Raw genomic sequence first — 26,335 nt, forward strand, 5'->3', positions numbered from 1 at the left:
TATTCTAACTGTATACCTTCTCTAAGGCCTGGCAAAAAGCATTTACTTCTTCTATAGTGCCCGTACTTATTCGAGCCCAGTCATACATGGGTGGAAAAGGCCGTCCAATAGCAACTCCAGCATTCATCATTTCTGTGCTTAAGTCTCTGATATGTTTATTGGATTGAAAGAACACAAAATTCGTATGAGATTCGATATAGGAGAGTTTGAGCTTGTCAAGGGTTCTGTAAATTAAAGATTTTCCTTCGTAATTTTTACTGATACTAAATTTATAAAACTCATCATCTTTTATGGCTTCATTTGCGGCAGCAATTGCTAAGACATTCGTCATAGCCATTACATTACTCTTTAATCTCGTGGCTATATCTGGTCTAGCTACCAAATACCCAATTCTAATTCCTGCCAATCCATAAACTTTGGAAAAAGTTTTAGACACTATGACATTTTTTCCTTCTTTTACCAATTCCACCATTGAAGGATAATCAGGATCAGTTATATAGTCGTAATATGCTTCATCACTAAAAATAACTGCCTTGCTCTCGAGAGAATTACAGAAGTCTTTCAACTTGTCTTTATCCAGTAAAGTCCCCGTTGGGTTGTTAGGGTTACAAAGAAAAATCAATCCAGTTTTGCTTGTTACTCTGCTAGCCATTTCTTCCAAATCATGTTCCATTTTATCATTTACAGGCACACGATGTACATAAGCACCAAAATTCTCTGCATATTTCAGCATGGCCTGAAAAGTTGGGTCGGCTGCAATTATTTCTCTACCTCCAAGTCCATAGGTTAATCCACTTGCTTTTAGTCCCTCTGTTGAACCACCAGTTACAACAATACAGTTTTCAGGAACTCCTTCTTTTTCGGCAATATTCCTCACTAATGCTTTAAGGTAGGCAAAAGGATACCTACAAGTGTTGTCAAAGGATGCAGTAATCGCTTTTCTAACCTTTTGTGAAGGACCGTAAGGATTTTCGTTTGACGTTAGACTAATTAATCCAGATTTGGAGGTAGCAAAGGAATGTTGCTTATCACTTGACAACATATTGGCTGGGTTGATAAACACCATAGTGCCCGCGAGACCAATTGATTTCAGCCATTGTCTTCTGTCAATATTTTTCATCTTGGAGGGGATTAGTTTCTACTAATATAGTGATAAAAACTAATTAATTGACATTGAGAAGGATAGGTCATTACTATTCATCAGAAACTATTCAAGTTCATGCTGAAATTAGTTTCATAAAAATATTCATCAGAATAAAGGCAGAAGCAGTCCGATTTGCCTCTGCCAATTAAAATCTTATCTCTCTAAGAATTCGCCTAATAGAGAGCCCCCTTCCTTTCGGGAATTCTTACTGTAAGGAGCTATAGCTTGAATCAATTTTCTAATCGGCATGGATTGCAACCATACTTTACCAGTTCCTTTTAGAGTGGCCAAAAATATGCCTTCTCCACCAAATAGCATCGATTTAATACCCCCACTTGTTTGGATATCAAAATCTAAGGATGATTCATAGGCGACCACGCATCCCGTATCTACTCTTAAAGTCTCATTATTTAATTCCTTTTCAATTACAGTTCCACCGGCATGTACAAATGCTTTTCCATTTCCTTGTAGCTTTTGCATGATGAAGCCTTCACCTCCCAAGAGGCCTGAGCCTATCTTTCTGTTTAATGTAATGGAAACCTTGGTACCCATGGCTGCACATAAGAATCCATCTTTTTGAACGATAACCTCATTATTATAATGGTTTTTTAAATCGAGAGGTATAACGGTTCCAGGATAGGGTCCTGCAAAAGCAACATGCGCTTTACCTTGTCCTCGGTGAGTGAAGTGGGTCATAAACAAAGATTCTCCAGTAAAAATCCTACTTCCGGCCGACATTAATTTGCCTAAAAAGCCTTCATTGGGATTTGAGCCATCGCCCATTTTAGTATCAAATTGAATGGAGTCGTCCATATAAACCATCGCGCCTGCTTCAGCAATGACTGTTTCCTGTGGGTCTAATTCAATTTCAACCAATTGAACGCCATCGCCTAAAATCTTATAATCTACTTCATGTGATTGTGAATGCATAATTTGTAAATTTTTGATGGCTAAAATAAGAAATTATTCATAAACCAATTGCATCTCAACCCTTCTGTTTTTGGCTCTCCCTTCACTAGATTTATTTGTTGAGATGGGTTGACCTTCTCCTCTTGATACTAATTTTATCTTTCGCTTTGGCACTCCATTTTTCAAAAGAATAATTCCAATTTTCTTCGCTCTCTCAAAAGCCAATTCCATATTATATTCTTCTGTCCCCACATTGTCAGTATGCCCTACTAATTTCACTTTGACTCTTTTATTTTGCCGGATAATTTCCGTCATCTCTTTGATATACTGCTCGTCTTTTTGGTTAAGATTGTAATCATCAAAATCGAATTGAAAACTGTAATTGAGATCTTCTAATTCATGTGGCAAATAAGTGATTGTACCCGCTTCTGTTTTTACGGTTATTTTTTCTTCCTTCTCTTTTTCATTTTGCTTATCTTCATTTTCCACAGGGGAACTGGTAGAAAAATTATCCTCTTTTTCTATTTCTCGCTCTACCTCGTTTTCAGCATTGCTAGAATTAAATCTCAAATTACTTTTCCGCTTTGGTCTTTTGAGTCTCTTGATTGACAGCATGATTTCAAATGTTCCGCTATTACTGACATTGTTTTTCAGAACGTTAAAATCAAAGCTTCCACCAAAGGCGAAATTTTGAGATTCATAGACTGCACCAAGCATGATGTTGTTAGAAGAAGAATACCGTAGCATGCTTCTTATTGATTCCGTCCCCATATTTCCGAGAACATACCGAAACGATGGACCCGTCACGAGTTCAGTTACGGGGCCGGCATGTCTCAAAAACACATCTTGTTTAATATGCCATTGGTAATTTTCCATTAAGGTGGCTGAAGCCGTTAAAATTGATACAAACGGCAGCTTATTCACATTACTTTCATAAAACGAATCTTCCGGTCTATTTAGATTATGTAAAGCATATCCTGCTGAAAATAGTGTTTTTCCGTAGCGGTCTAATTTTTGCCACGATAATCCAAAGGCGAAAGAAAAATAGTTTTTGTTAATTGTGCCTAGGCCCTCACCACTTGGCAGATCAGGATCGAAGCCGAAATATTCTACGTATTGGCTTCCCGTAGTTAATCCCTGGGTATTGAGAGATTTACTTTGAAAGCTTGAATTCAGTCCAATCGAAAATTCCGAGTATTTTTGAAGTGGAACGTTAATAGCATATGAAGCACTAATTTGGTTTAGGCTATAGATTTGAGCACCATAGTTCCGGTCATTCAATAAAGAAACTGAAACTCCCGACCACCTTCTTTCTTCATTAAAAATAGGGTGATTTCCCTCTGCATAAGAAGTCATGAATTTTATGTCCTTCGATGCATACTGATTTCGAAAAATAAATAATCCTTTTTGATAATTGTCAGAAGAGGCAAGAGCAGGATTTACCCTGTTTGGGGTATAATCATACAAAGCATGCATAAAATTTTGGCCAAAGCAGCCTCCCCCTATAAAACCCAAACATAATGTGAATAGAACTTTCTTCATTCTGGATTATTTACTCAGTAAGACTTTGCCTTTTTCTTGACCATTCAACCTTATGGGTTCTCCGTCTTTAAATTGACCTCTGACTTGCCAAAAATAGACTCCAGCTTCTGCTTTGTTCCCTCCCTTTGTACCATCCCAACCAGTGGTTGACATTTTGCTCGCATTATTGCTTTTAAAAACCACATTTCCCTCTCGATCAAACACTACAAATTCAAATTCAGCAATATCTGCCAGTCCGAAAATCCTTAGCCGATCATTTCTAGAATCACCGTTTGGTGTAAACAATTCAGGGATAAAAGCTTCTTGAAGTACTTTGACTTCAATTGTATCTTGAGAAGTGCACCCAAACTGTGATGTCCCCCTAACAATATATTTTGTGGTGACTTCGGGTGAAGCGACTGGATTTGAAATATTATCCTGATTCAAGGAAATAGCAGGAAACCAGTCATAATTCATGGCTCCCGTTGCGTTCAATTGAACGCTGCCTCCTCTTTTTATTTGGAAACTTTTGTTGGTAATCTCCACCTGGCTGTTATCAAAACGAACTGAAAACCCTCCTTCAATCAGGCATCCATTAAAAAAAGCCTCATATCTTACTTGGTCTTCATTTTCAAAGAGAATACTAGTATTAAAATCATCAGATAAAAATCCCTTGGTTTGTGAGTACCACTTAATACTATCGGCATCCCCACTGAAATTCAATTCAATTTCATCAGCTTCGCAAAGGACAATATCTTCCGATTCAAAATTACCTTCTTCAATGATATTGATAGTATAAGCATGATAGCTATCGCAATCCGTGAATTCAACATCTCTGGCATAAATGATATCCTCAGATTTTACAGTAAAAAGAAGTGAATCTGATATACCCAAGAAACCTTCTTCTTCTGAATACCAATAGCGAGCTTTAGAAGAGTCCCCCAAAACTATTTCACTGTCCAGACAAGTTTTGATCGTGCTTTCCCCAATAGATTCACAAATTTCAAATTCACCATAAGCCATATATCGATCTCCTGACCCTGGAGGGCATAAACCTGCAATTACTCTACTGGTAAGAGAATTATCGATTGGCTGAATTCCATAGCTATATTGGCCAGCTGAAATCGAATCAAATTTCAATTCATTTCCATAAAAATTGTTCCCTCTAGCAGTTTGTAATCTTTGGGAACTATTAATGTCAAAATTAGGAGCTAGGACTTCAGTGTTATAAGAATTTTTCCCGATGAATAGGTCGTATGAAATGTTTTTTGCTGAAGTATGGTCATCTTGAGCATCATTCCAAACGATGATTACTCCCTCTGAGGTTTGAAAAGCAGTATGAAAGCTTGGAACTGATGGAGGAAGATTTTCCTGAGGAGTTTGATTATCTATTAGATCCATAGAAACGCCCAAGCTATCCTTAGCTTCTTTCGAAATTGCAGAAATATCCAAGTCTCCATCTAAATCCTCATCATAAAAATTGAAAATCCTATTCTCTGAATCTGGAATAATCTCAGATGCTATTTCATTTTCTATACCTTGATAAATTATTGTTGATTTGAGCGTATCACTTACGAAAACATCTGTTAAGCCATCTGAATTAAAATCAGCCAAAAAGCTAAACTTTGGACTAAAATCCTGAAAATCGATAGAGACGCTGTTTTCAAAATCTGCATTTTCATTTATAAAAACAGCAAGATCAGCAGTGTTCTCATTTGCAACCGTAGATGCAAAAAAGTCCATCTTCCCATCATGATTATAATCTCCTAAACCTATGCTACTATAAGACGCTTTTGGAAGTTTTGACTCTCTGGTTTCTATTGAATCCTTATGATTAAAAATTAATTTGGGAATAGTCGGCAAAACGGAATTATTAGAAGTAAGTAAAATATCCATTCTACCATTTTGATCTATATCCAAAAAGTTGAGCTGAGTATTCTGGGCCAAATTTGTTAACAGGTCTTGCTCAGTATCGATCCCCTCAGGACTATTCTTCAAAATTGATAAAGCTAATGAATCGTTACTTTCCTGAAGCAGAAGCAAATCCTTCAGTCCATCTTTGTCCCAATCCTGAATAAAGAATTTTTGGAGACCCTCAAATTTTTCTTGAAAGACCCTTTCAAAGCCACCAGCATCTTGATACAAAATAGTGAGGCTAAGATCATTTACACTGTCTCGAGTATATCCTAGAATATCCAATTGATTATTGTTGTCCATATCGTTAATTTGAACTGGATTGGAACTTAGAACCAGATTATTTAGAGTATCTACTCGTTGGATTGTCCAATCAAATGATAGCAAAATTGTACTATCTTCTCCTATTTCTGATTGTAGGACCAGCTCATGAATTGAATTGTTATTGATATCAAGCCAGTTAGAGTTTACAATTTTCTCGGCAGGAATCTGTGCAGAATCTATTTTATTTAGTTGTTGTCCACATAACCAAACTGGATTTATAAAAATAAGCGCATAAATTAAGGTTGATAGCTTGTTCATTTCTCTGTATTTTCTGTGTCAATTTTAAAAGATAGCTGTAAGCTTACTCTTGAGTCCACAGCTTTACCATTTCTCGTAGCTGGCTTCCATTTTGGCATCTTAGAAATCAAGCGGATGCATTCCTCATCGAAAGCCTTTCCTAAGGAATTCTGAATTTCAATATGTGTCGGTTCTCCTGCTTCAGAAATTCTAAAGATTACATTTACAGAGCCTTCAACGCCTTCGGTTTTATCCACTTCTTCGGGATATTGAAGATTGGTATTCAAGTATTTTGATAGTGAATCCATTCCCACAATTGGGACTGCTCTTTCATAGCCCAGTTGGAAATCCGGATTATCACTGCTTTCCTCTTCCCATGCTCTATCCTCTCTATTTGCCTTCAGCGTCTCCTTTTCAGATGAGATTTGAGGTACTGACTGTAAAATTGGATTTACAGTTTGCTTGGACTTAGGTATTTCGATTTTAAATGATTGATTTTTTAGTATCAATTTATCAGTATGCTGAAGTTCAATGGCGACTACTTCATCCATTTTAGATGAGGGTTTCTCCCAAAGGATCAGTGCCGTAGAAATTGCAGCTAGGATTGCGATCGAAACGCCTGCTTTCAACAGCTTCTTTCGAAATTCTTGTCTTCTGTGCAAATGTTCAGTTCGTTTGTCCAAAATAGATTTAAAGTCTTTGTATTGAACCACTTCCTCCTCAGACAGGCTGGATAAGCGTTCGGTATATTGATATCTATTTCTCATTTTACTTTCATTTTTATTCTAAGCTTATCCAGAATTCGATAACATTTAACCTTTGCATTGTTTTCTGTAATATTCAGCACAGATCCTACCTCTTTAAAGGATAGATCGTTAAAAAATCGTAATTCGATTACTTCCAGCTCTTTTGGTCTTAGCGTTTTGATAGCTCTTTTCAATTGTTCTAAATGTTGTTCTGAATCTTCAAGTGGGAACTCATCGAAGAAAATTTCCGACTGCAGTAATTCTATAGGAATAGTTCTTTGAAGGTTTTGCTTTCGAAAGAACTGGTTGGATTCATTTAAAGCAATTTTATACAACCATGAAGAAAAAGGATGACCACGGTCTTTGTAGGATTTGATCTTCATCAAGGCCTTAAAGAAAACTTCAGAGCAGATTTCCCCGCTTACAGCCTTATCAGCATGTCTTTTGAATAAGAACTTAAAAATCAATGCAAAATACTTGTCGTATAAAGGCTCAAACCATCTCGGATTTTCCTTCGCCCTTTCGATCCACTCTTCTTCAGAGGCTTCTTGCATTAACTTTTCGCTATATTTTATCAGTTCGTTCAACTTGGTTTATTTCATTTGTCTATACAATGCAGTCAAGAGGAAAAAGATACACCACTTCCCTAAGAAATTTGCAAATAATCCGAATTGCCCAAAAAGACGTTTTAGGCAATCTGTCTAAAATTGCTTAAATTAAGAGATACATACACTTAAAACATACTTTTCCATTCAAAACCTGCACTTTTTTAGCAAGCTACTTTAAACAAAATAGCCTTAATGATGTCTTAATGTAAGTTGAACTCATTCGTTATTAAAGATCGGGTGCTATCGAAAAACATCAATAAATTATGCTAAACTCTACTAATCAAATATATCTGACATTAATAGTTGTGGCATTGCTTACATCATGTGGTCCTTCAGGAGAATCGGATGAAACAGAAGAAAAAACCGAAATCCAGTATGACACTATTCAAGTTACTTCCACGGCTTATAACTCCGTTGAAGCACAAACAAAAAAAGGAAATCCTGCGATTGCCGCATGGGGAGATACTTTGAAACCTGGTATGAAAGCTATTGCTATTTCTAGAGATTTTCTAAAAGAGGGCCTATTGGATCATAATTCCATTATACAAATTGAAGGTTTGGAAGGATCATTTAAAGTTTTGGATAAAATGAATAAGCGCTGGACTCGAAAAATTGATATTTACATGGGATTAGATGAACAGGCTGCTAGAAACTGGGGCAAACAGCAAGTTGAGATATATGTCCCTATTGAGCCTGAAAAAACAATAAAGGAGTAAGTAAAATAATATAGTCACCAGTACCATTAAAAAGGAAAGGCAAATTCCGTTGCCTTTCCTTTTTAATACTAATAAAATTATTCTTCCTCATCCCGATTTTTCAAACCCTCAATGTCATCTCTATCCTTTAGTTTTTTATCTTCAACTTCTTTATTTAAGAACTGATTAATTCTGTCAATATCAAAGCTAGTCTGAATTTCACCAAAGGAATCTATTTTGACATCAAAGCCTTCGAGTTTCGGGTTAACACTAGGTTTTTTATCCTTCTTATTTGCTTCCTTATTTTTAGACATTATTCAGAAATTTGGCCCTTTAGCTTATCTAACGCTAAACGGATCCTTTCTGTTATTTCTTGCTTGCCTAATATCTCAATAATCTCCATTAAATCAGGTCCACCTGCTTCGCCAGTAATGCTAACTCTAAGTGATTGCATGACTTTCCCCATGCCTATTCCTTCTTCCTCTAGAACAGAAGAAAAAGTAGCCTTGGCATTTCCTGCATCTAAATGATTTACTTTGTCCAACGCATCTGCATATAAACTTAGAGCTTTATCAACATCAGCATTCCACTTTTTACGGACCACTTTTTCATCATAGCTATCCGGCTTTTGGAAGAAATATTGACCTTGTGTCCAAAACTCAGTTGGGAAAGTCACCCTTTCTTTCAATGCATGAACAATTCGCTCTAATTTCTCTTGAGAAACCATAATCCCATTGGCCTCAGCATCTTTCTTAAGATATTCCGCTAGTTCTGAATTGGGCTTGTTTTTTAGGTATTGTTCATTGAACCATTTAGCTTTTTGGATATCAAACTTAGCTCCTGCTTTTCCAATTCTTTCGATTGTAAATGCTTCAATCAATTCTTTCAAATTAAAAATCTCTTGTTCATTACCTGGGTTCCAACCCAAGAATGCCAAGAAGTTTAATAATGCATCGGGAAGATAACCTTCTTCTTTAAAGCCTGCCAAAAATTCTCCAGATGCAGGATCTTTCCATTCCATTGGAAAAATGGGAAACCCATGCTTTTCAGCATCACGCTTACTTAATTTCCCGTTGCCATCAGGTTTCAATAATAAAGGTAAATGAGCAAATTCAGGCATGGTATCTTCCCAACCTAAAAATTGATATAGCAAAACATGCAAAGGCGCAGAAGGCAACCATTCCTCACCACGGATGACATGGGTGATGCCCATCAAATGATCATCCACCACATTGGCTAGATGGTAAGTCGGCATCCCGTCCGATTTCATTAAGATTTTATCATCTATTTGGGTAGAATGAACCATTACCCAACCTCTTACTTTATCATTTAAACGTACTTCTTCTTTTCTAGGGACTTTTAGACGGATCACGTAAGGTTCACCTGCTCCCAATTTGGCTTCTACTTCCTCTTTTGATAAAGTCAGGGAATTTTTCATTTGCATTCGAGTGATGGCATTATATTGAGGAGTGTCCACTCGGGCCGCTTTTAATCGCTCACGCATTTCATCCAACTCTTCCGAAGTATCAAAAGCATAATAAGCCTTATCTTCATCTAATAATTGCTGGGCATACTGGGCATAAATATCTTTCCGCTCGCTTTGTCGGTAAGGTCCAACTTCACCCTCATCATTCCATGGGCTTTCGTCAGGGGTTATCCCTAACCATTTCAATGTTTGATGAATATAATCTTCAGCTCCATCTACATATCGGTTTTGGTCGGTATCCTCAATTCTTAGGATGAATTGACCTCCCATTTTTTTAGCAAATAGGTAATTATATAAAGCCGTTCTAACTCCGCCTATATGCAGAGGGCCAGTAGGACTAGGGGCAAAACGTACGCGTACAGCTTGACTCATGAGATTGTATTTTTATGCATTTTGGGGTGCAAAATTAATGAATTAAGTTTAAAAGTAGCAGCTTAGCAAACAATACTTATAAGTAGTTTATATGTTTACCGATTTGCTCTTGCTTTTTCCCTAACCCATTCAATATAATCAGTTTTAGGAATATCGGTAATGCCCAACTGACGCATCATCATTACCAGTTGACCTCTATGGTAGCTTCCATGGTTAAAAACAGTTTGCGCTATTTCTCGAAATGGAATTGAAAATGATTCTCCTTTATGCTCAAAATCAAGCTTTTGTTCTAAATCTGTATTTTCTACGAATTCTTTAAAGCTTAGAGAAGTTGACTGCCAAGCCTTAAACATTTCATTTGCATTTCCTGAAAAGTTTATGATTTTGGATGTTTCCCAACCATATCCTTCTAGCCTAGAAAGCCAACCCATTTCAGCCATCCAGATATGAGAAATTGTTTTCAAAATACTCGGAAAACTGGATTCTATTTGTTGACTTAGCAAATCTTCCTCATGTTTTGAGAGACTCTCAATAAATCTATTGTTTGCCCAAATGTTGTAGTATGCAAAATCTATGTAGCTTTGGTTTTTCATTTGGATTTGGTTTTCATTTTAAATCGTGCCCGTGTAAAAATCCGTGCGTCATATTTAAATTAAGGCGATGAAGTTAGCAAATTTTATTTTACTACCAATGGTTTGCTGCTTGAACCAGAAGTAGGTTGAAGGTAGCATTTGCTCTAATTGCCAAAAATTACGGAGATTAAGTACTAAACTTGCTTGAAACTGCTGAAGCGCATGGTTTTACATTGTGATAGCTAGATTATATAGTTTTCAGCCGTATCTCTTAGAGTTGAAATACTGTACCTTATTCTCTCTTCCATGATTAATTGCTTGATATATTAAAAAAGGAATAGTCAATGCTCCCACAAGTCCTGCTATTGTATAAATGTATAATATTTTGAAAAAGAAAGGCCACAAATAAGCAAACAATCCAATTGTCCCAGCCAGGAAAATCAGAACGTCCAAAAGTGATAAAATTTTGTTTTCTACTGCTCTGATTTCATTTACCTTATATGTTTTGTTAGTCCCGCAGTTTGAACATTTTAATTCAATATTATCACTTCTTTTTCTGGCTAGCTCAAATCTGTCCGAAACATTTGCATGAAATAATAGGTACGCTTTACAATTATCACATCTGGCCTGTAATTTCACTATTGGTTGCTGTAATTCGCTAACAATTGGCTATCAGCGTTGCGGATACATATTATTAGGAAATATAAAAAATTCAATCCTAAATCCTTAGAAAACCAAGGATTTTTCGACTAGCCTTTAATTTTGGATTAATTAACCTAAAGCGCTTGTTTACTCCTCAATTTCAACAAACTCATAAGCCCCAATATCTGGAGTAGCACCTCTACTTTCACCTTGGATATCGGTAGCAATATTAGTCGGTAAAGCGCCATCAATGGCAGGTGAATTCTCTTGCAAACGGAAATCCGTATCATTAACTTCCACAAATTCGGGCACTTGGTTACGAACTGAATTATTCTCACTTAAAACTGATATACTGCTCCTGAATAAATTATGCGAAAAAGAAAAATTCAAGTTCCCTTCTTGCTGTTCGAAAAATTGGATTTCGTCTGTTATTCGGCCGTAAATAATGTTGTTTAACAATTGAACTTCCAATGGGGCTAAAATTTCATTATCATCATTATCAAAAGCCAAATCAGAAAAGAAAGCGGCCGGATCTTCGCGGGCTACATTAAAGTAATTAGCAATGGTACAATGAGTGTAATAGGCACTCCCACCGCCAGTATGGGAAACCGTTCCTGAAGCAGTATTGTAAAAAACAGAATTAACCGCTTCAAAATCACTGTTTAAGGAAATGACTGATGATATGGCCATATTACCTACAAAGCAATTCTCCATGATTAAATCTGGCTCGTTATCCGGATTGAATATGTTTAGGTTTACACCAAAAAGAGCATTTTTAATTGTAGTGTGTTTGAAATAATTATCTTTACTATCCTCCAAAAACACAATGCCACCCCATTGACCTGCAGCAGTGGTAAAAGGCTCGTCCAACCTATCGTTAGTGAATACAATGGGTTCTTCTATACTTCCCTCGGCTTGTAAACTTCCATTTACAACAATAAAGGTTTGTGTAGCACTATAAATTCTAGTTCCCGGTTCAATACTCAACATACATGAAGAATCAACTTGGATGGTGCCTGATAATACATAAGGCTTTTCCGCATTCCATCGAGCACTACAATCCAAAATTGTGTCGGATAAATAATGTGCATTCTGACCCCAGGCTTCAAAAACTACAGATTGAGAATTTTCTTGATTAACTACTTCTAAATAATCTCTTATCACAAAGGGGTTGTTTTCATCTCCTTGATCAATATTGGCGGAAATCAACAGTAGAAGACTATCTTCCGCCAATAACAGCTGATCGGAAAATGAAGATTGCGTTCTTCCGTTCAAGGTAAGTTGAAAAGCAGTGTTCTGATTTCTCAGCCCAATGTAAGAAATCGTGACCGCCTCTTTAGAGGGGTTTTTGATTTTAAGCCTTTTTGTAATGCTCAGTCTTTCGGCAAACAAAGTGTCAAACTGTAAAGTGTCTGTAGAAAATGTGAGATCTACGGGATCTGTTGTTGGCTCAGGTTCATATGAACACGAGGCCAATCCAGTAAACAAAACTCCAAAAAAAATCAATATAAAGGCCTTATTAAGCCGTTTCATCCATTTTGCTGGCATTTTCGGCAATCTGTAAATTTTCAACAAGGTCTTCGATTTCACCATTCATGATATTGGGTAAATTATGAACTGTATAATTTATTCTATGATCGGTCACCCGTCCTTGTGGGTAGTTGTAAGTTCTGATTTTATCAGATCTGTCACCGCTTCTTACAATGCTTCTTCTTTGAGCACCAACTTCTTCATTTTGCTTTGCAAGCTCAATTTCGTACAAACGAGAACGCAATACTTTTAGTGCTTTTTCGAAGTTTTTAATTTGAGATTTTTGGTCTTGACATGTGACCACCAATCCAGTCGGTTCGTGTGTCAATCGCACGGCAGAATAAGTCGTGTTTACAGATTGTCCACCCGGTCCGGAAGAACAATAAGTATCTTTTCTTACATCATTCATGTCAATTTCAACTTCCACATCATCAATTTCAGGCAATACTGCTACGGTGGCCGCAGAAGTATGAACTCTACCTTGAGTTTCGGTTTGGGGCACTCTTTGAACCCGATGCACACCTGACTCATATTTTAAGGTTCCATAAGCATTTTTGCCTGTAACCGTACTGATGATTTCCTTATAACCACCGGCAGTCCCAAAGGTCAAATCCAAAACGGTCAAATTCAATCCATTTTTATCGCAAAATCGTTGGTACATTTTATATAAATCGCCTGCAAAAATGGCTGCTTCATCCCCTCCAGTTCCAGCTCTAATTTCCAAAACAGCATTTTTTGAATCATTAGGGTCTTTAGGAATCAGTATTTTTTTCAGTTCATCTTCGAGCTTTTCCTTCTCAGGTTTTAGTTCCTCTAATTCCATTTTGGCCATTTCCCTAAACTCCGGCTCCTTTTCGGTCTCCAAAATGTTCTTAGCTTGTTTGATGTCGTCCAGCACTTTGGTATACTGATCATACACCTCCACTACTTTTTCCAAATCAGCATACTCTTTGCTGAGCTCGGTAAACTTTTTCATGTCCGCCATAGCATCAGGTTGCACCATTAATTGGCCCACTTCCTGAAAGCGTTCCTTCATTCTTTCTAATCTGTCTAACATCAATTATTCTATTTATTAATACAAAACTACTAAATATTAATCAATAGATTAAAGCACAAAATACTTGATATTATATGTTTGTATATTGCTCGACCTTTAATTCAAAGATTTTTCCCGGGGGTTAAGCGATAAATACTTCTTTTTTCACTTAAAAATGACTACTTTTTCACTTTAAAATAAAATAGCTGGGGTTACGTGTAGCTTAAGATTAAGATAAATATAAAATACTCTATTAGAAAATTCATTTACGAATGCACCACTTAAAAATCGTTTTCATATTTTTCGTTTTCCTTTTTGTTGCAAAGGATAGCATTGGTCAAGAAAAAAACTATCGGTTCCACAAGGTATTTTTCTACAGTTTTACAAAATATATTGATTGGCCTGAGGAAAAAAAGAAAGGGGATTTTGTGATCGCAGTAATAGGAGACTCAGAGATTATCCCCTTATTGGAAGAAATGGCAGAAATCAAGAAAGTGGGAGAGAGAAATATAAAGATAGTTAAGCTTGATAAAGTCAATAAAGGGGAGTTTTATCATATCGTATTTGTGCCATCGGAAAAAGCTCAAAATTTTGCCAGTATAAAAACCAACCTCAATGGACAGCCCTGTTTGTTGGTTACTGAATCAGAAGGGATGGCACGCAACGGATCTATGATTAATTTTAAAGATGTAGATGGAAAATTGAGATTTGAAGTGAATACCACGACATTGGAAAAGTCAGGATTAAAAATGTCTCAAGAACTGACCCGTTTTGGGGAAGAAATAAATTAAATATTACATATATAAGCGCGTACGGAATTATTGGATTAAATTTATATTTCAATTAATTTCATTAAGTTTAAAAAAGAATAATTTTTTAAAAGCCAAAAGATGAAAAACTTTCGATTTACGATTGGTAATAAAATACTCGGTGGGTTTATCACCCTTATATTAATTTTTATAGTATATGCCGGAATCACAATTTTCACAGTTACTCAGAATAGTAATTTAACCCAAACCAATTCTAATGTTATAAAGCCTTCACTATCGAGCATTAAGGATTTTAACCTTCTGATTGTAAAATCAAAAATGTTTGTGACCAACTGGGTATATCTTCAGGGCAACGAGACAAATAAAGATAGTTTACGGTCAATTCATTCTGAACAATATCCGGCTCTGAAAGAAGAAATAACAGCCTTGAAGGAAAAATGGGATAATGAGGAGCAGAGGCTGGAGATGGATACTATTTTTACTGAATTTGAACAGTTAATGGATGTTCAAAAAGGAATAATGGAAAGTTTAATGACTTTTGAAGATTATGAAGACCCGATTGTTAAATTCATGGCTTCTGAATCAATAGACGGGGAAGTGATTCCTCAAACTGACTCTGTTATATCTCACTTGAATATCATATTAGATGAAAAGCAGAAGGAGTCAGAACAATACGAAGCAGAAGTTTTGGACTCTTCCCAAAGCCTGAAAAACACTTCGATTATTTTGGGAGTAGTATTCGTGATTCTAGGATTAATTGGCGCATTCTGGTTGGCTTCATCCATAACACGGCCTGTTAATTACATTAAAGACATTATTGTTAAATTAGGCCAAGGAATACTGCCTGAAGACAATGAAAGGAAGTTTGGTAATGATGAAATTGGTGAAATGGCCGTAGCAGTTGGTCAATTAGTTGATGGCCTTAAAGAAACCTCATATTTCGCTGAAAATATTGGTAACGGAAAATACGATTCAGACTATCAGCCATTGAGTGAGGAAGATGTCCTAGGAAATGCCCTTATTAACATGCGAGGCAACCTCAGAAAAGTGGCTGAAGAAGATAAAAAGAGAAACTGGACAACTGAAGGTTTAGCCATGTTTGGAGATATCCTAAGGAAGAATAATGACAATATTTCTCTTCTATCCGATGACATTATTTCGAACTTGGTAAAGTATACTAAATCCAATCAAGGTGGTATTTTTGTTATCAATAGAGAGGATGATGACGACCCATTTCTGGAACTAACTGCTTGTTATGCTTGGGACAAAAAGAAGTATTTAGAACAAAAAATTTATGAAGGCGAAGGCTTAACTGGTCAAGCTTGGCTAGAGGCTGAGACCATTTATATGACGGAAGTTCCTCAAGACTATGTAATGATTACTTCTGGTCTAGGGGAAGCGAATCCGAACAGTATCTTAATAGTTCCTCTGAAAGTAAATGAAGAGATTTACGGAATTATTGAATTGGCTTCATTCAACGAGTTTGCAGAGCACGAAAGAGAATTTGTTGAAAAAATTGCTGAGAATATTGCCTCAACTATTTCATCTGTAAAAATCAATGAGAGAACTTCTAAATTACTTGAAGAATCAAGAGAAATGACCGAACAGATGCGCTCCCAAGAGGAGGAAATGCGGCAAAACATGGAAGAACTCCAAGCCACACAAGAGGAAATGGAGAGAGGTCAACGTGAGCGAGAAGATAAAGAGAAGATCATTAATTATACCAATATGATGGTAGAATTGGATAAGTCTTTTTACATAAACAGCATAAATAATATTACTTCTGATAAACTGGGGTATTCTTCTTCTGACTTAAGTGGAACAGAAATCACCAAAATCATTGAGTCTAAAGATGCTTATAAAACAATGAAAAGTGCTTTAGAAGCAAATAAAACATGGTCTGGAATAATTCAATTAAAGCATAAAGATGGATCAATTGTTAATTCGCAATTCTCTTGCGGACCATTAAGCGGTCAAGAATCTGGTGGAAGTAGTTATTTAATGATTGGCTCCATAATTTCGAATGATGAATTGATTTAGCATGAAACTAATTTTCCGATTTTCATATGTCTTTTTTGCAATTTTAGTGTGGTCATGCGGTTTCTCTACTGAAAAAAGAAGGCCTCAAGAAATTCAAGAGAGCCAAGAAGAACGAGCAGTAAAAAAAGTGTCGGAGGCAGACATCATTAACAAAACCAAATACTTAGGCGACTCTATTAGCCAAAAAGTCGGTGGAGTTTTTATGGCCAAGATATCTGAAGAATATGCTGATGGCGGTTTCAAGGCTGCTGCCAAGTTTTGTAGCATGAACGCCTACCCTTTGACTGACAGCTTAGCTAAGGAGTATAAAGTATTTCTCAAAAGAGTTAGTAACAAATATAGAAATCCTAATAATGCTCCTTCAGAAATGGAAAAAGGGATTTTAGAAGCTTACGAATATTCTATCGAACAGGGAGATAAACTAGGCTCAAACGTGCAATTTATTAGACCAGGAGACACAATATTATATAACAATCCTATTCGAATACCTTCTGAATTTTGTTTAAACTGCCATGGTTCTCAAGATCAGATTTCAGAAGAGGTACAGGCTATTCTAAAGGATGAATATCCTAATGATAAAGCTACAGGATACGAGCTGGGAGATTTAAGAGGAATGTGGAGTCTGAAGTTTTTAAAAAAGGAAATTGTACAATCTTTATAGGGGTAAATATAGATCGAATTAAGTTGCTTTTTAGATTGTTCACCAGTCCAGTCCTGTAAGACCACTATTTTTTTAATGATATTCTCAAAACTCTTCCAAAAATTTTAGGGGGGCATAGGAAAAAAATACTCCTTAAGGAAAAAAGTGAATTGAACCCAGACCTAATTCAGCAATTTTACGAAGACTATCACAAGCGACTAATAAGTTTCGCAAAAGCAATATTGCATTCACAAATGGATGCTGAAGAAGCAGTCCATAATGTATTTCGCAAACTTTGGGATTCTGAAAAGCTAACAGCAATTAAAAATCCTTATTCCTATCTTATTCAATGCGCAAAACATGAAGCCTATGCGATGATGGCGAAAGAAAAGAATGTGCAAGAAGTCAATTATCACTTTTACAAAAATCAAACTGAAGATATTCCTCATTTTCAGTCACGAGAAGACTTTTTTCCATTAATTCCAAAAGCTATTGATTCATTGCCACCCAAATGCCAAAAAATCATGCGACTAAAGCTTGATGACGGATTAACACATGCTGAGATTTCAGAATACTTGCAGCTCAGTGAGAAGACTGTGGAAAATCAGGTAACCATAGCGTTTAAGAAAATTAGAAAATATTTAGATAAAAATTAGGGGCAAAGCCATTTGAGGTACTCTAGTAATAAGAATCAACAAAATGAATAATACATATAAACAAATATGGAACTACTTAGAGGGTAAACTATCAACAAAGGAGGAGGATGAGTTGATGGATTGGATAGCTGAATCGGAAAGAAACACAGTGTTTTTTGATCAAACGGTTCAAGATTTTAATCAATTCAACCAGCTTTCTCCTGCCCAAAAACCCAATTTAAAATGGTATTGGGCAGCCGCTAGTTTGCTAGTAGTCATATCTGTCTCCATAATTTTGTTTAAATCAGTTCCAACCAAGTATGCACTACGAGATATAAGCTTGGTTGATGGAAGTGAGCTCGTTTTAGCTAAAAATACTCAATTTGAATTTGACTCCTTAAGCTTTAGCAAAACGAAATGGATTAAAATTAATGGGACCGCACAAATCAGAACTCCACAAGAGACTCACCTTTTAGTAGAATTGCAAAGTGGATATTTAATAATGGAGGGTAAATCCAGCCTTCAAATCCAGACTTTAAAAAATAACGACATAAAAGTACTTGTATCCAGAGGAAAAATCAGGTGGTTAAACCCCAGCTCTTCGGGAGAAGAAATCAGCATGATGAGTGGAGAAAAAGTAGTGTTTAAAAACGATGGAAAAACAATTTTACTTAATTCTTCTGAAAAGCGACAAAATTCGTTGTTAATATTTGATAACTATATGAACCTATAACAATACAAAGATGAAAACAATTAAACTCATTGCCCTATTTACAATTATTGCGACTGCTTCGGCATATACACAATCCAAATGTGAAGAAGAATTAATAAAATATACTGCTAATTTAGATCCTGATTCCTTAACAGCCGAAGTCAATCTTATCCATTTTATTAAAGCCTACGAAGATTTACCATATTATAAGGAAATCCGCTTTACTTCCTCTCCAAAAAACCCTCAATATTTCCTATTCAAGAAAACTAATCCAGATGCTAAATTAGGATACAAAGTCTTTGATTGGGATAATATTGAAATCGAAACTGAAACGGCAGCTAATATTGGGCCGGGAGAGTTTCTGACCACTTTAACAAAACATCAAAGTGGTGATTACAAGCTGGTGATTTACTCAAAAAGTCCGGATGGTAGTTGTGTGAACGTGTCTCTACTCAAAAGAAATAAAGCCGGGAATATCAATATTCCATCTACCAGTTTAGACAAAAACACTAATTTAAAAGAGCTAGCATTACTAAAGGAATACAACGAAAAAGTCAAAAGAGATGATCTCCCTTATATGTCAGAATACTCTTACGTTCTGACCAGAAATACTGATTATTACTTCTTATGGGAAAGAAATACAAATTTAAATCTTATAGTAGCTAACTCAAATCGTGAACAGCAAATGCTATCTGATTTTAGTGGAGAAAAGGGCTTGTACAAATATCATTGTGATAACACTGGGATCTACTATTTCACTATTTATGCAAAAGAACCTGTACCTCAAAACGCTACCCTTAAATTCTTCTTTGATGAAGAGAGCAGAAAATCAAATCAAAAATAATCTTTAATTTTATCTTGTAATTTAATCTTTTCAAGATGCTGAGTACTTAGTGGCTTTTCTACATAATCAATAACCATATTGTATTTTCGAGCTTTTAATCTGTCGGCTGTGTTTATTGAAGAGGTCAAAATAATTACGGAGACGTTTTTATCCATACCTTTTTCTTCGATTTCATCCATCACCTCCCAACCATCTAAAATGGGCATATTAATATCCAATAAAATACAATAATGTTTGGCCACATTGAAATATGTATTGAAATAATCCACCGCATCTTTCCCATTGTAAAAACTTTTTGGGGCGGGGTGAAAATCATTATCTTTTACATGTACCTCATGTAAAAAAACAGTCATTTCATCATCATCCACTATTAATACTTCAAAATTCTGATTTGGTACTGACATAATAAATTATTCGGACTCCGTCTGGTTCAATTGCTTATTAAAAAATACTAAAACCTAAAATAATTAGATATGACATCAGAAAAAAACCTTCCTCCCCCTAATCCATGGATATCCTGTGGATCTACATCTCCACCGAATACATAAGTTTCCAATGTGACTTCGGTACTTCCCATAGCATTCATACTTTCAAAGGCATCCACTGAATTGAAGTAGGGGACTAATGCGTCATCTCTGCTATGAAATAACTTAATTGGGGCTTCCGCTTTCCAGTTATGTATATCATTATCAGCTAATGCAGCACTAAACTCACTACTGGGATCATTAATTTCAGAGATAAAATCATCGGTAAACAATTCCTGCGGATTAGTACTTGAAATTGCGAAATAACCCTTGTCAATCACTTCTGTTGCAAAAGGCTCCTTTAAATAATATGCCATGCCTCGCTGCAAATATACCCGATCATATGTATCCAAAACCCATAAGTAAAGGCGGATTGAAAATCCAAGATCTCCTTCATTATTAAAAATATAATCACCAACTGCAGTTTTATGGTATGCACCAGCTCCCATGGCACTTTTTATAATTTCAAACTCTCCAGGGTGTTCCTCTTCAATATACTTGTGCAAGGCCATAGTAGAATTCCCTCCTTGAGAGTAGCCTAATAAATACAGTTCCTCCACTTCACTATCTCCTTCCGTTCTCATTTTAACCTCCAAAAATTCGGCATATTCTCTAGCGGCTACTAACATGTCGTAGCTGCTGGTTGCTGTTGTCTGAGCGTGTTCATAGGGATGAAACATGTCACCTGTACTTCCATAACCAATATAATCGGGAGCGGAAATTAAATAACCATTTGAAGCGAAAAGTGCGGCAGACAGAAAAATTTCGTCATTATTATCTGGTAAATATGAAGGTGCTCTTGCTTCCTGGTCTATTTCAGGATCGGGGTCTTTCGCTAATGTGCTGTGTTGGAAGCTAGTCAATTTAGATGACCCACTAACAACCGGAATTAAAACCAAGCCTGAGGCTTCCACCTCTGTGCCGTCATAATTTGCGGTCATATAGGTAATTTTATGTGCAGTAATATCGAAGTTAATAAATCCACTCGCTAAATTATTTCCACCGAAACGGGAAATTATTTCATCTGCAGATATAGAATCTAGAAACTCATAACTAACAACATTTTGAAAATCAAAATCATCTTCTAATCCATCTTCAATTTCATTTTTATCACACGAAATGATAAAAACAGTTGATAACAGGACGAATAATAATCGGAGAAACTTATTAAATTGCATAAATAGATAGTATTTGAAGCATGATGATCATCATGCTAATTTTTTGCTAAGCAATATATTAAATTAAAACCAACATAACCTTATGCACCTTCAAGAAATCCCCAAAAAAGAAGATATCCTGAGCGCTGAAAAAAGAATTCACGATTACGTACACCGTACGCCAGTATTTACTTCTTCAACTCTGAATGAAATATTAGGGGTTAGTGTATATTTCAAATGTGAGAATTTACAGAAAGTAGGTGCTTTTAAAATGAGAGGGGCATCTAATGCAATTCTTTCCTTAAGTAAATCACAATTAAAAAAGGGGGTGGCTACTCATTCCTCTGGAAATCATGCGCAAGCTGTAGCACTTGCTGCAAAACTTTCAAAAATTCCAGCCTATATTGTAATGCCTCAAAATGCACCCGAAGTCAAAGTGGAGGCAGTTAGACGATATGGTGCTGAAGTTATATATTGTGAATCAAACTTAAAAGCCAGAGAAGAAACGCTTAATGAAGTGGTAGAGAAAACAGGAGCAACCTTTATTCATCCCTACGATGATTATGATGTGATAGCTGGTCAAGCCACCTGTGCGAAGGAAATGATAGAAGATACAGATCATTTAAAAGCAATTTTTGCTCCAATTGGCGGAGGGGGATTAATGGCTGGCACCTTGTTGTCATCTCAATATTTTGGAAATAAAATTCCTGTGATAGGTGCAGAGCCAAAGGGAGCAGATGACGCTTATAGGTCTTGGAAAGCGGGAGAAATAATTCCAATGGACAATCCGGATACTATTGCAGATGGTTTAAGAACTTCCGTTGGTCAAAGGAATTTTCCCATTATTCAAAAATATATAAAAGATATTGTTACAGTAAGTGATCAAGAAATCATTGAAGCAATGCGTTTAATTTTCAATTATCTGAAATTAGTGGTGGAGCCTTCCGGTGCTGTTCCATTTGCCTCCATGATCAAAATAAAAGAGCAGTTTAAAGGCAAAAAAGTTGGGGTTATTCTATGTGGCGGAAATGTTGATCTAAAAAAATTACCTTTCTAAATTTTTTATTTGCGATAAGCTAAGTCTATTTTTAATATCAGATGAAAATTATTCACCGCTATTATATTCTACCTAAAAGAGACCAAAAAAGAAAACTATGGTCTTTCATATTCAATTTATTGATAATAATTGCTGTGATTGTCTTCATGGCTTGGAGTACTAATCTATGGATAATTCTGATATTAATTCAGCCGGTGATTTCCATTTATGCTTCTTTTATAGATGTACCGACAGGGAGAAAAAAAGGTCAAATCATTTACTACTCTCCTTTGTTGCTTTCTTCTGCATTAAAAAACAATAAAGTTCAGTTGCATGGCGGCACTTTATTCGATTACTATTATACGCTCAGTATGCATAAAAGCGAATCCAGAAATAAAAAAGCGATTCTTTACAGCTATATGGAAGGACTACTGAATATGCTGGACAGCTTTCCCAAAGAACAAAATGAAGTTAAAATTGAGGCCAATGCTTATTTCATTAATCCACATACCGCAGAGAAATTGGGATTCAAAAAGGTTAGGACAAAAAACTTTCAAAAGTTGATCATGCTATTAAATTATGTGCCTATTACGATCAGCTATTCCATTGCAATGGGTCATATTAGCTTTCCAAACATTTTTTCGCTTAAGAGTTACGAATGCACAATGGGTGGTTTAAGAAAAAACAGGAATCACCTTGAAGCTATGTTTGACAGGATTAATCAATAAACATGAAGGGACAGATTATCGACAAATGTAAAAATGAACTGGAGGATAAAAAGCTGGAATTATCCAAAGAGATAGCCTCAATTAGAGAATCCATTGGTTCAGATACTAAGAGCTCAGCTGGAGACAAATATGAAACTGGAAGGGAAATGATGAATCAAGAAAAGGATAAACTTCAATCACAATTGGTGAATATCAATAGGCAATTGGGAACCCTTCACCAAATCAACCCCTCTGAGGAAAATTTAGAAATACGATTTGGGTCATTGGTCAAAACTGAATTAGCAAAATACTTCATTTCTATTTCATATGGGAAAATGTCTATAGATGGTGAAGATGTCTTTTTGATTTCTGCAATTACGCCTTTGGCTCAGCTTATGATAGGTAAAACAGCAGGAGATAAGATTATTTTCAATGGAAAAGAAATTGTAATTGAACAGCATTCCTGAGCTTTAAACAAAACTGGGGAATTCAGGTTTTATATTTTATCATGCTTAAAACCAATTTCTTACATATTTTCATCACCATTTTGGTTATTTCCATCTATCCGTGGTTAGAAACTTTGGCATTTGATACGCAATTAAAAATCACACTCGCTCTAATTTTCCTTTTGGGGATTCCACATGGAGCGATTGATCACATTTTATTGAGAAAAAAGAAACAAAGCACTAAACAGCAAATTCAATTTTATGCTTTTTATTTAGGTTTAATTGGGGCCTATGTAATTACTTGGATTGTTTTCCCCTACTTTAGTTTGGTAGTATTTTTCTTAATTTCATTTTTCCATTTTGGACAATCGCAATTTAGTGATGTAAAAATTGAGGAGAGCAGTAAAGGTAAAAAATTATTGTACCTGTCATGGGGAGGTTCCATTATCAGTGGTTTGTTTTATCATCATTACGATAGGCTAATTGAATTCTTTTTGGAAACCTCTCACTTCAATCAAACGGCAACCATCATTACTCCTACTAGCCTATCTTACTTTTTTGTGATTACTTCTATTGCTACATTCATTTTGATGGCTTATTTACTATTATTTAAAGTCAATTCAAAAAATAGGTTTTTTAGCGAAATAGGTGTTTTTCTTCTATTACACTTAGCATTCTACACTCTGCCACCATTATTGGCTTTTGCACTTTATTTTGCGATCTGGCATTCATTGAAGGTGTTGTATGAAGAATACAAATACCTAGGTACCAAAAGGAAGAAATTTAAATTCAATCATTTTATCAAAGAGCTATTGCCTTTTACTTTAATGAGTGTGGCGGGTGTCCTAATTTTATTATTTGCATTTTCATATTTTCAATTCTCTATCTCTCCTTTCTTTTTGACCATTATCTTTTTATCTGTTTTAACGCTTCCCCATAGCGTGGTGATGGATAATTGGTATAAAAAGATGCAAAGGAAGTAATTAATTGATTTCTTATTTTTTTCTCCTTTGAGAAACCTTTGGAATTATTCATTAATAACAAGCTACTTCACTTACCTTTACAGCCCTAAGTAAAAGCCATAAAAATGAGTATTGCCACAAAATCTGAATACTACCGTCAAAAGATTAATCAATTTCAAAATGAAGTTGAGAAAAATAGAAAGCTTACCAATCAATTCGGCACAATAAGGGTCTTATATTTCCTAGCGACCGTAATTTCATCAGTATATTTCATAAATGAAAGAAATGGTTTTGCAACTACTCTAGTACTGTTACCCTTTCCATTAATTTTCGGCTGGTTAGTCAACAAACATAAATCAAAAAAGAGACTTTTAACCCTGGCCAGAAATAGAATATTAATTTTAGATGAAGAAATTGGGCGTTTAAATTTAAAATTAGATTGCCTTCCTAATGGAGATAGGTTTATTGACGGGCTACATGAATATGCTCCGGATATGGATATTTTTGGCAGACATTCAGTATTTTCCTTGGTAAATCGAAGCGTATTAAACTTTGGGCAAGAAAGCTTAGCAAAATGGTTTAAGTCACCGGCAACTAAAGAAGAGATTTCAGACAGACAGCAAGCAGTGGAAGAAATTAAACATGACTTCGACTGGCGTTTAGAATGGTGGGCAGAAAGCCGAATAAAAGAAAGCACAAAAAAAGACGATGATTTCACTGGTCTTTTTGATTTTTTCTCCAAATCGAAAGAAGAGAAAATTAAGCCGATATTTAAATTCATTCCCTTCATTGCCATTTTTCAGTTAGTAGTATTTTTTGTTTTATCCTTAGCAAGTTTTCTACCCTGGTCTTTTGTCGGATTAGGCTTTTTAATAAACATATTGCTATTAGTCCCTATTCAGAAAATAATTATGCGTCTGCAGTCAGAAACAGAGCATATTGCAGTCCACTTGGAACAACATAAGAATCTATTTAAGATGGCGGAAGAGAAGCCAGTTGCTTCGGCATTTTTAAAGGATTTACAAAGCCATTTTCAAAACCCTAAAGCTTCTCAAAAAATCAATTCGTTGTCAAAAATTTTGAATTGGATGCATTCTCGGGCGGGTATGATGTACTGGGTCATTAATCCATTTTTACTGATCGACTATTGGGTCTTAAACAATGTTGTGAAATGGAAAAACCAGTACGGAAAGGATATTGAAGGCTGGTTTAATGCCATTGGTGATTGGGAAGCCATCATGAGTATGGCAGATTTTTCTTTTGCTCATGAGAATTATAAACCTGCTAAAATCTCCGATGCAAAATGTGAACTCAAAGCCAAAGATTTAGGACATCCATTATTGCCTCATGAAGAAAGGGTTTGTAATGATTTTGAAATGAAAGGACCGGGTGCAGTTACCTTAATAACTGGAGCCAATATGAGTGGAAAAAGTACTTTTGAGAGATCATTAGGAGTCAATATGATATTGGCACAAATGGGAGCTGTATGCTGTGTGGAAAGTTTAGAAATTAGTCCTTTGCAATTGTTCACCAGCATGAGAACGCAAGATAACCTTGAAGAAAATACTTCTTCTTTTTATGCCGAATTAAAAAGATTGAAACAGTTGGTAGACATGACCAAAGTTCCACAGGAGAGACCTATATTCTATTTATTAGATGAGATATTGAAAGGCACTAATTCTGAAGACAGAAATATTGGAGCCGAAAGCTTAATCAGGCAACTCATGAAAACCAACAGCATGGGCTTAATTTCTACCCATGATTTATCATTGGCGAAATTGGTAGATGAATTAGAGAATTTCCAAAACAACAGTTTCAATAGTGATGTCAGTGGAGAGGAAATTTTATTTGATTATAAATTGCATGATGGACCATGCCACACCTTTAATGCGGTTCCACTGATGAGGAAAATGGGGATTGAGATTATTAAGGAAAAATAAATATTTAATGCTAAGGCTAAATCTGACAATCCTTGATGTTTAGGTAGATTTCGCTTTACAAATGCTTCTCTAGTCTAAGCGAGACGGTAAGACTTTGTGTTTGGTCCAAGCGAGACACTTGAACCAATTTGGGTATCCACTCTTCAAATTCTTTACTGCCCTTCAAACAATCTTTCTTATATTGAA

26 protein-coding genes are annotated in these 26,335 nt (G+C 35.8%); 12 read left to right on the plus strand and 14 right to left on the minus strand.

Annotated features, from left to right (window positions below; genetic code table 11):
• Positions 1-4: 4 nt before the first annotated feature.
• The 6 genes from AAC601_RS06505 to AAC601_RS06530 form a co-directional block, all read right to left on the minus strand.
• Positions 5-1,120 carry a histidinol-phosphate transaminase gene (locus AAC601_RS06505; RefSeq protein ID WP_340152821.1) on the minus strand — a complete coding sequence of 372 codons (1,116 nt, stop codon included), beginning with the start codon at positions 1,118-1,120 and terminating at the stop codon, positions 5-7.
• A gap of 177 nt (positions 1,121-1,297) precedes the next feature.
• A complete protein-coding gene (locus tag AAC601_RS06510; protein ID WP_303271124.1) occupies positions 1,298-2,074 on the minus strand; it encodes a TIGR00266 family protein in 777 nt (258 codons plus the stop codon).
• A gap of 33 nt (positions 2,075-2,107) precedes the next feature.
• Positions 2,108-3,595, minus strand: a complete 1,488-nt coding sequence (locus AAC601_RS06515; RefSeq protein ID WP_340152822.1) for a PorP/SprF family type IX secretion system membrane protein — start codon at positions 3,593-3,595, stop codon at positions 2,108-2,110.
• 6 nt (positions 3,596-3,601) lie between these two features.
• Positions 3,602-6,070, minus strand: a complete 2,469-nt coding sequence (locus AAC601_RS06520) for a gliding motility-associated C-terminal domain-containing protein (RefSeq protein ID WP_340152823.1) — start codon at positions 6,068-6,070, stop codon at positions 3,602-3,604.
• The gene (locus AAC601_RS06525) at positions 6,067-6,816 is read right to left on the minus strand and encodes an energy transducer TonB (RefSeq protein ID WP_340152824.1); all 750 of its coding nucleotides are present in this window, start codon (positions 6,814-6,816) and stop codon (positions 6,067-6,069) included. The genes AAC601_RS06520 and AAC601_RS06525 overlap by 4 nt, the downstream gene beginning before the upstream one ends.
• The gene (locus AAC601_RS06530) at positions 6,813-7,382 is read right to left on the minus strand and encodes a sigma-70 family RNA polymerase sigma factor (protein WP_303271129.1); all 570 of its coding nucleotides are present in this window, start codon (positions 7,380-7,382) and stop codon (positions 6,813-6,815) included. The genes AAC601_RS06525 and AAC601_RS06530 overlap by 4 nt, the downstream gene beginning before the upstream one ends.
• 284 nt (positions 7,383-7,666) lie before the next feature.
• Here AAC601_RS06530 and AAC601_RS06535 point away from each other — a divergent pair, with 284 nt between their 5' ends.
• The gene (locus AAC601_RS06535) at positions 7,667-8,119 is read left to right on the plus strand and encodes a hypothetical protein (protein WP_303271130.1); all 453 of its coding nucleotides are present in this window, start codon (positions 7,667-7,669) and stop codon (positions 8,117-8,119) included.
• A 77-nt stretch (positions 8,120-8,196) separates the two neighbouring features.
• Here the strand turns inward: AAC601_RS06535 and AAC601_RS06540 are convergent, their stop codons facing one another.
• The 6 genes from AAC601_RS06540 to prfA form a co-directional block, all read right to left on the minus strand.
• Positions 8,197-8,412 carry a hypothetical protein gene (locus AAC601_RS06540; protein ID WP_303271131.1) on the minus strand — a complete coding sequence of 72 codons (216 nt, stop codon included), beginning with the start codon at positions 8,410-8,412 and terminating at the stop codon, positions 8,197-8,199.
• Positions 8,412-9,956 carry a glutamate--tRNA ligase gene (gene gltX, locus AAC601_RS06545; protein ID WP_340152825.1) on the minus strand — a complete coding sequence of 515 codons (1,545 nt, stop codon included), beginning with the start codon at positions 9,954-9,956 and terminating at the stop codon, positions 8,412-8,414. Before gltX ends, AAC601_RS06540 begins: the two co-directional genes overlap by 1 nt.
• A 95-nt stretch (positions 9,957-10,051) precedes the next feature.
• A complete protein-coding gene (locus AAC601_RS06550; RefSeq protein WP_340152826.1) occupies positions 10,052-10,549 on the minus strand; it encodes a DinB family protein in 498 nt (165 codons plus the stop codon).
• Between the two features lie 237 nt (positions 10,550-10,786).
• On the minus strand, positions 10,787-11,167 hold the full coding sequence (locus AAC601_RS06555) for a hypothetical protein (RefSeq protein WP_340152827.1): 381 nt from the start codon (positions 11,165-11,167) through the stop codon (positions 10,787-10,789).
• A 150-nt stretch (positions 11,168-11,317) separates the two neighbouring features.
• Positions 11,318-12,703, minus strand: coding sequence for a choice-of-anchor Q domain-containing protein (locus AAC601_RS06560; RefSeq protein WP_340152828.1), 1,386 nt, complete (start codon positions 12,701-12,703; stop codon positions 11,318-11,320).
• Entirely contained in the window at positions 12,690-13,757 is a 1,068-nt protein-coding gene (gene prfA / locus AAC601_RS06565) for a peptide chain release factor 1 (RefSeq protein WP_303271135.1), read from the minus strand. The genes AAC601_RS06560 and prfA overlap by 14 nt, the downstream gene beginning before the upstream one ends.
• Positions 13,758-14,008: 251 nt before the next feature.
• Here prfA and AAC601_RS06570 point away from each other — a divergent pair, with 251 nt between their 5' ends.
• The 6 genes from AAC601_RS06570 to AAC601_RS06595 all read left to right on the plus strand — a co-directional run bounded on the left by AAC601_RS06570 (position 14,009) and on the right by AAC601_RS06595 (position 19,377).
• Complete coding sequence (locus AAC601_RS06570) at positions 14,009-14,527, plus strand: YfiR family protein (protein WP_303271136.1); 519 nt, start codon at positions 14,009-14,011, stop codon at positions 14,525-14,527.
• A 99-nt stretch (positions 14,528-14,626) separates the two neighbouring features.
• The gene (locus AAC601_RS06575) at positions 14,627-16,546 is read left to right on the plus strand and encodes a GAF domain-containing protein (protein ID WP_303271137.1); all 1,920 of its coding nucleotides are present in this window, start codon (positions 14,627-14,629) and stop codon (positions 16,544-16,546) included.
• Position 16,547: 1 nt separating this feature from the next.
• Positions 16,548-17,207, plus strand: a complete 660-nt coding sequence (locus AAC601_RS06580; protein ID WP_303271139.1) for a DUF3365 domain-containing protein — start codon at positions 16,548-16,550, stop codon at positions 17,205-17,207.
• Between the two features lie 149 nt (positions 17,208-17,356).
• Positions 17,357-17,842, plus strand: a complete 486-nt coding sequence (locus AAC601_RS06585; RefSeq protein WP_303271140.1) for a sigma-70 family RNA polymerase sigma factor — start codon at positions 17,357-17,359, stop codon at positions 17,840-17,842.
• Between the two features lie 43 nt (positions 17,843-17,885).
• Entirely contained in the window at positions 17,886-18,554 is a 669-nt protein-coding gene (locus AAC601_RS06590; RefSeq protein WP_340152829.1) for a hypothetical protein, read from the plus strand.
• Between the two features lie 10 nt (positions 18,555-18,564).
• Complete coding sequence (locus AAC601_RS06595) at positions 18,565-19,377, plus strand: hypothetical protein (protein WP_340152830.1); 813 nt, start codon at positions 18,565-18,567, stop codon at positions 19,375-19,377.
• Here AAC601_RS06595 and AAC601_RS06600 read toward each other — a convergent pair.
• Both AAC601_RS06600 and AAC601_RS06605 read right to left on the minus strand, forming a co-directional pair.
• Positions 19,368-19,781, minus strand: coding sequence for a response regulator (locus AAC601_RS06600; protein ID WP_340152831.1), 414 nt, complete (start codon positions 19,779-19,781; stop codon positions 19,368-19,370). The genes AAC601_RS06595 and AAC601_RS06600 overlap by 10 nt on opposite strands.
• Positions 19,782-19,828: 47 nt before the next feature.
• Positions 19,829-21,079 (minus strand): phospholipase, encoded by a 1,251-nt coding sequence (locus AAC601_RS06605; RefSeq protein ID WP_340152832.1) that lies wholly within the window; start codon positions 21,077-21,079, stop codon positions 19,829-19,831.
• An 82-nt stretch (positions 21,080-21,161) separates the two neighbouring features.
• On the opposite strand from AAC601_RS06605, the gene AAC601_RS06610 reads away from it, so the two are divergent.
• The 5 genes from AAC601_RS06610 to AAC601_RS06630 all read left to right on the plus strand — a co-directional run bounded on the left by AAC601_RS06610 (position 21,162) and on the right by AAC601_RS06630 (position 26,149).
• Positions 21,162-22,115, plus strand: coding sequence for a threonine/serine dehydratase (locus AAC601_RS06610; RefSeq protein WP_303271146.1), 954 nt, complete (start codon positions 21,162-21,164; stop codon positions 22,113-22,115).
• 41 nt (positions 22,116-22,156) lie between these two features.
• The gene (locus AAC601_RS06615) at positions 22,157-22,822 is read left to right on the plus strand and encodes a hypothetical protein (RefSeq protein WP_303271148.1); all 666 of its coding nucleotides are present in this window, start codon (positions 22,157-22,159) and stop codon (positions 22,820-22,822) included.
• 2 nt (positions 22,823-22,824) lie between these two features.
• Entirely contained in the window at positions 22,825-23,268 is a 444-nt protein-coding gene (locus tag AAC601_RS06620; RefSeq protein ID WP_303271149.1) for a hypothetical protein, read from the plus strand.
• 41 nt (positions 23,269-23,309) lie between these two features.
• Entirely contained in the window at positions 23,310-24,230 is a 921-nt protein-coding gene (locus AAC601_RS06625; RefSeq protein ID WP_340152833.1) for a Brp/Blh family beta-carotene 15,15'-dioxygenase, read from the plus strand.
• Between the two features lie 104 nt (positions 24,231-24,334).
• On the plus strand, positions 24,335-26,149 hold the full coding sequence (locus AAC601_RS06630) for a hypothetical protein (RefSeq protein WP_340152834.1): 1,815 nt from the start codon (positions 24,335-24,337) through the stop codon (positions 26,147-26,149).
• The last annotated feature ends 186 nt before the right edge of the window (positions 26,150-26,335 follow it).

Source organism: uncultured Marivirga sp., from assembly GCF_963974845.1.
Lineage (GTDB): Bacteria > Bacteroidota > Bacteroidia > Cytophagales > Cyclobacteriaceae > Marivirga > Marivirga harenae.

Bases quoted from the DNA above. Each gene is read 5' to 3' on its own strand.
- AAC601_RS06610 (WP_303271146.1), top strand. From the start codon at position 21,162: ATGCACCTTCAAGAAATCCCCAAAAAAGAAGATATCCTGAGCGCTGAA.
- AAC601_RS06620 (WP_303271149.1), top strand. From the start codon at position 22,825: ATGAAGGGACAGATTATCGACAAATGTAAAAATGAACTGGAGGATAAA.
- AAC601_RS06600 (WP_340152831.1), bottom strand. From the start codon at position 19,781: ATGTCAGTACCAAATCAGAATTTTGAAGTATTAATAGTGGATGATGAT.
- AAC601_RS06550 (WP_340152826.1), bottom strand. From the start codon at position 10,549: ATGAAAAACCAAAGCTACATAGATTTTGCATACTACAACATTTGGGCA.
- AAC601_RS06575 (WP_303271137.1), top strand. From the start codon at position 14,627: ATGAAAAACTTTCGATTTACGATTGGTAATAAAATACTCGGTGGGTTT.
- AAC601_RS06535 (WP_303271130.1), top strand. From the start codon at position 7,667: ATGCTAAACTCTACTAATCAAATATATCTGACATTAATAGTTGTGGCA.
- gltX (WP_340152825.1), bottom strand. From the start codon at position 9,956: ATGAGTCAAGCTGTACGCGTACGTTTTGCCCCTAGTCCTACTGGCCCT.
- AAC601_RS06505 (WP_340152821.1), bottom strand. From the start codon at position 1,120: ATGAAAAATATTGACAGAAGACAATGGCTGAAATCAATTGGTCTCGCG.
- AAC601_RS06595 (WP_340152830.1), top strand. From the start codon at position 18,565: ATGAAAACAATTAAACTCATTGCCCTATTTACAATTATTGCGACTGCT.
- AAC601_RS06525 (WP_340152824.1), bottom strand. From the start codon at position 6,816: ATGAGAAATAGATATCAATATACCGAACGCTTATCCAGCCTGTCTGAG.
- AAC601_RS06520 (WP_340152823.1), bottom strand. From the start codon at position 6,070: ATGAACAAGCTATCAACCTTAATTTATGCGCTTATTTTTATAAATCCA.
- AAC601_RS06580 (WP_303271139.1), top strand. From the start codon at position 16,548: ATGAAACTAATTTTCCGATTTTCATATGTCTTTTTTGCAATTTTAGTG.
- AAC601_RS06560 (WP_340152828.1), bottom strand. From the start codon at position 12,703: ATGAAACGGCTTAATAAGGCCTTTATATTGATTTTTTTTGGAGTTTTG.
- AAC601_RS06605 (WP_340152832.1), bottom strand. From the start codon at position 21,079: ATGCAATTTAATAAGTTTCTCCGATTATTATTCGTCCTGTTATCAACT.
- AAC601_RS06515 (WP_340152822.1), bottom strand. From the start codon at position 3,595: ATGAAGAAAGTTCTATTCACATTATGTTTGGGTTTTATAGGGGGAGGC.
- AAC601_RS06570 (WP_303271136.1), top strand. From the start codon at position 14,009: ATGCACCACTTAAAAATCGTTTTCATATTTTTCGTTTTCCTTTTTGTT.
- AAC601_RS06615 (WP_303271148.1), top strand. From the start codon at position 22,157: ATGAAAATTATTCACCGCTATTATATTCTACCTAAAAGAGACCAAAAA.
- AAC601_RS06625 (WP_340152833.1), top strand. From the start codon at position 23,310: ATGCTTAAAACCAATTTCTTACATATTTTCATCACCATTTTGGTTATT.
- AAC601_RS06510 (WP_303271124.1), bottom strand. From the start codon at position 2,074: ATGCATTCACAATCACATGAAGTAGATTATAAGATTTTAGGCGATGGC.
- prfA (WP_303271135.1), bottom strand. From the start codon at position 13,757: ATGTTAGACAGATTAGAAAGAATGAAGGAACGCTTTCAGGAAGTGGGC.
- AAC601_RS06540 (WP_303271131.1), bottom strand. From the start codon at position 8,412: ATGTCTAAAAATAAGGAAGCAAATAAGAAGGATAAAAAACCTAGTGTT.
- AAC601_RS06590 (WP_340152829.1), top strand. From the start codon at position 17,886: ATGAATAATACATATAAACAAATATGGAACTACTTAGAGGGTAAACTA.
- AAC601_RS06630 (WP_340152834.1), top strand. From the start codon at position 24,335: ATGAGTATTGCCACAAAATCTGAATACTACCGTCAAAAGATTAATCAA.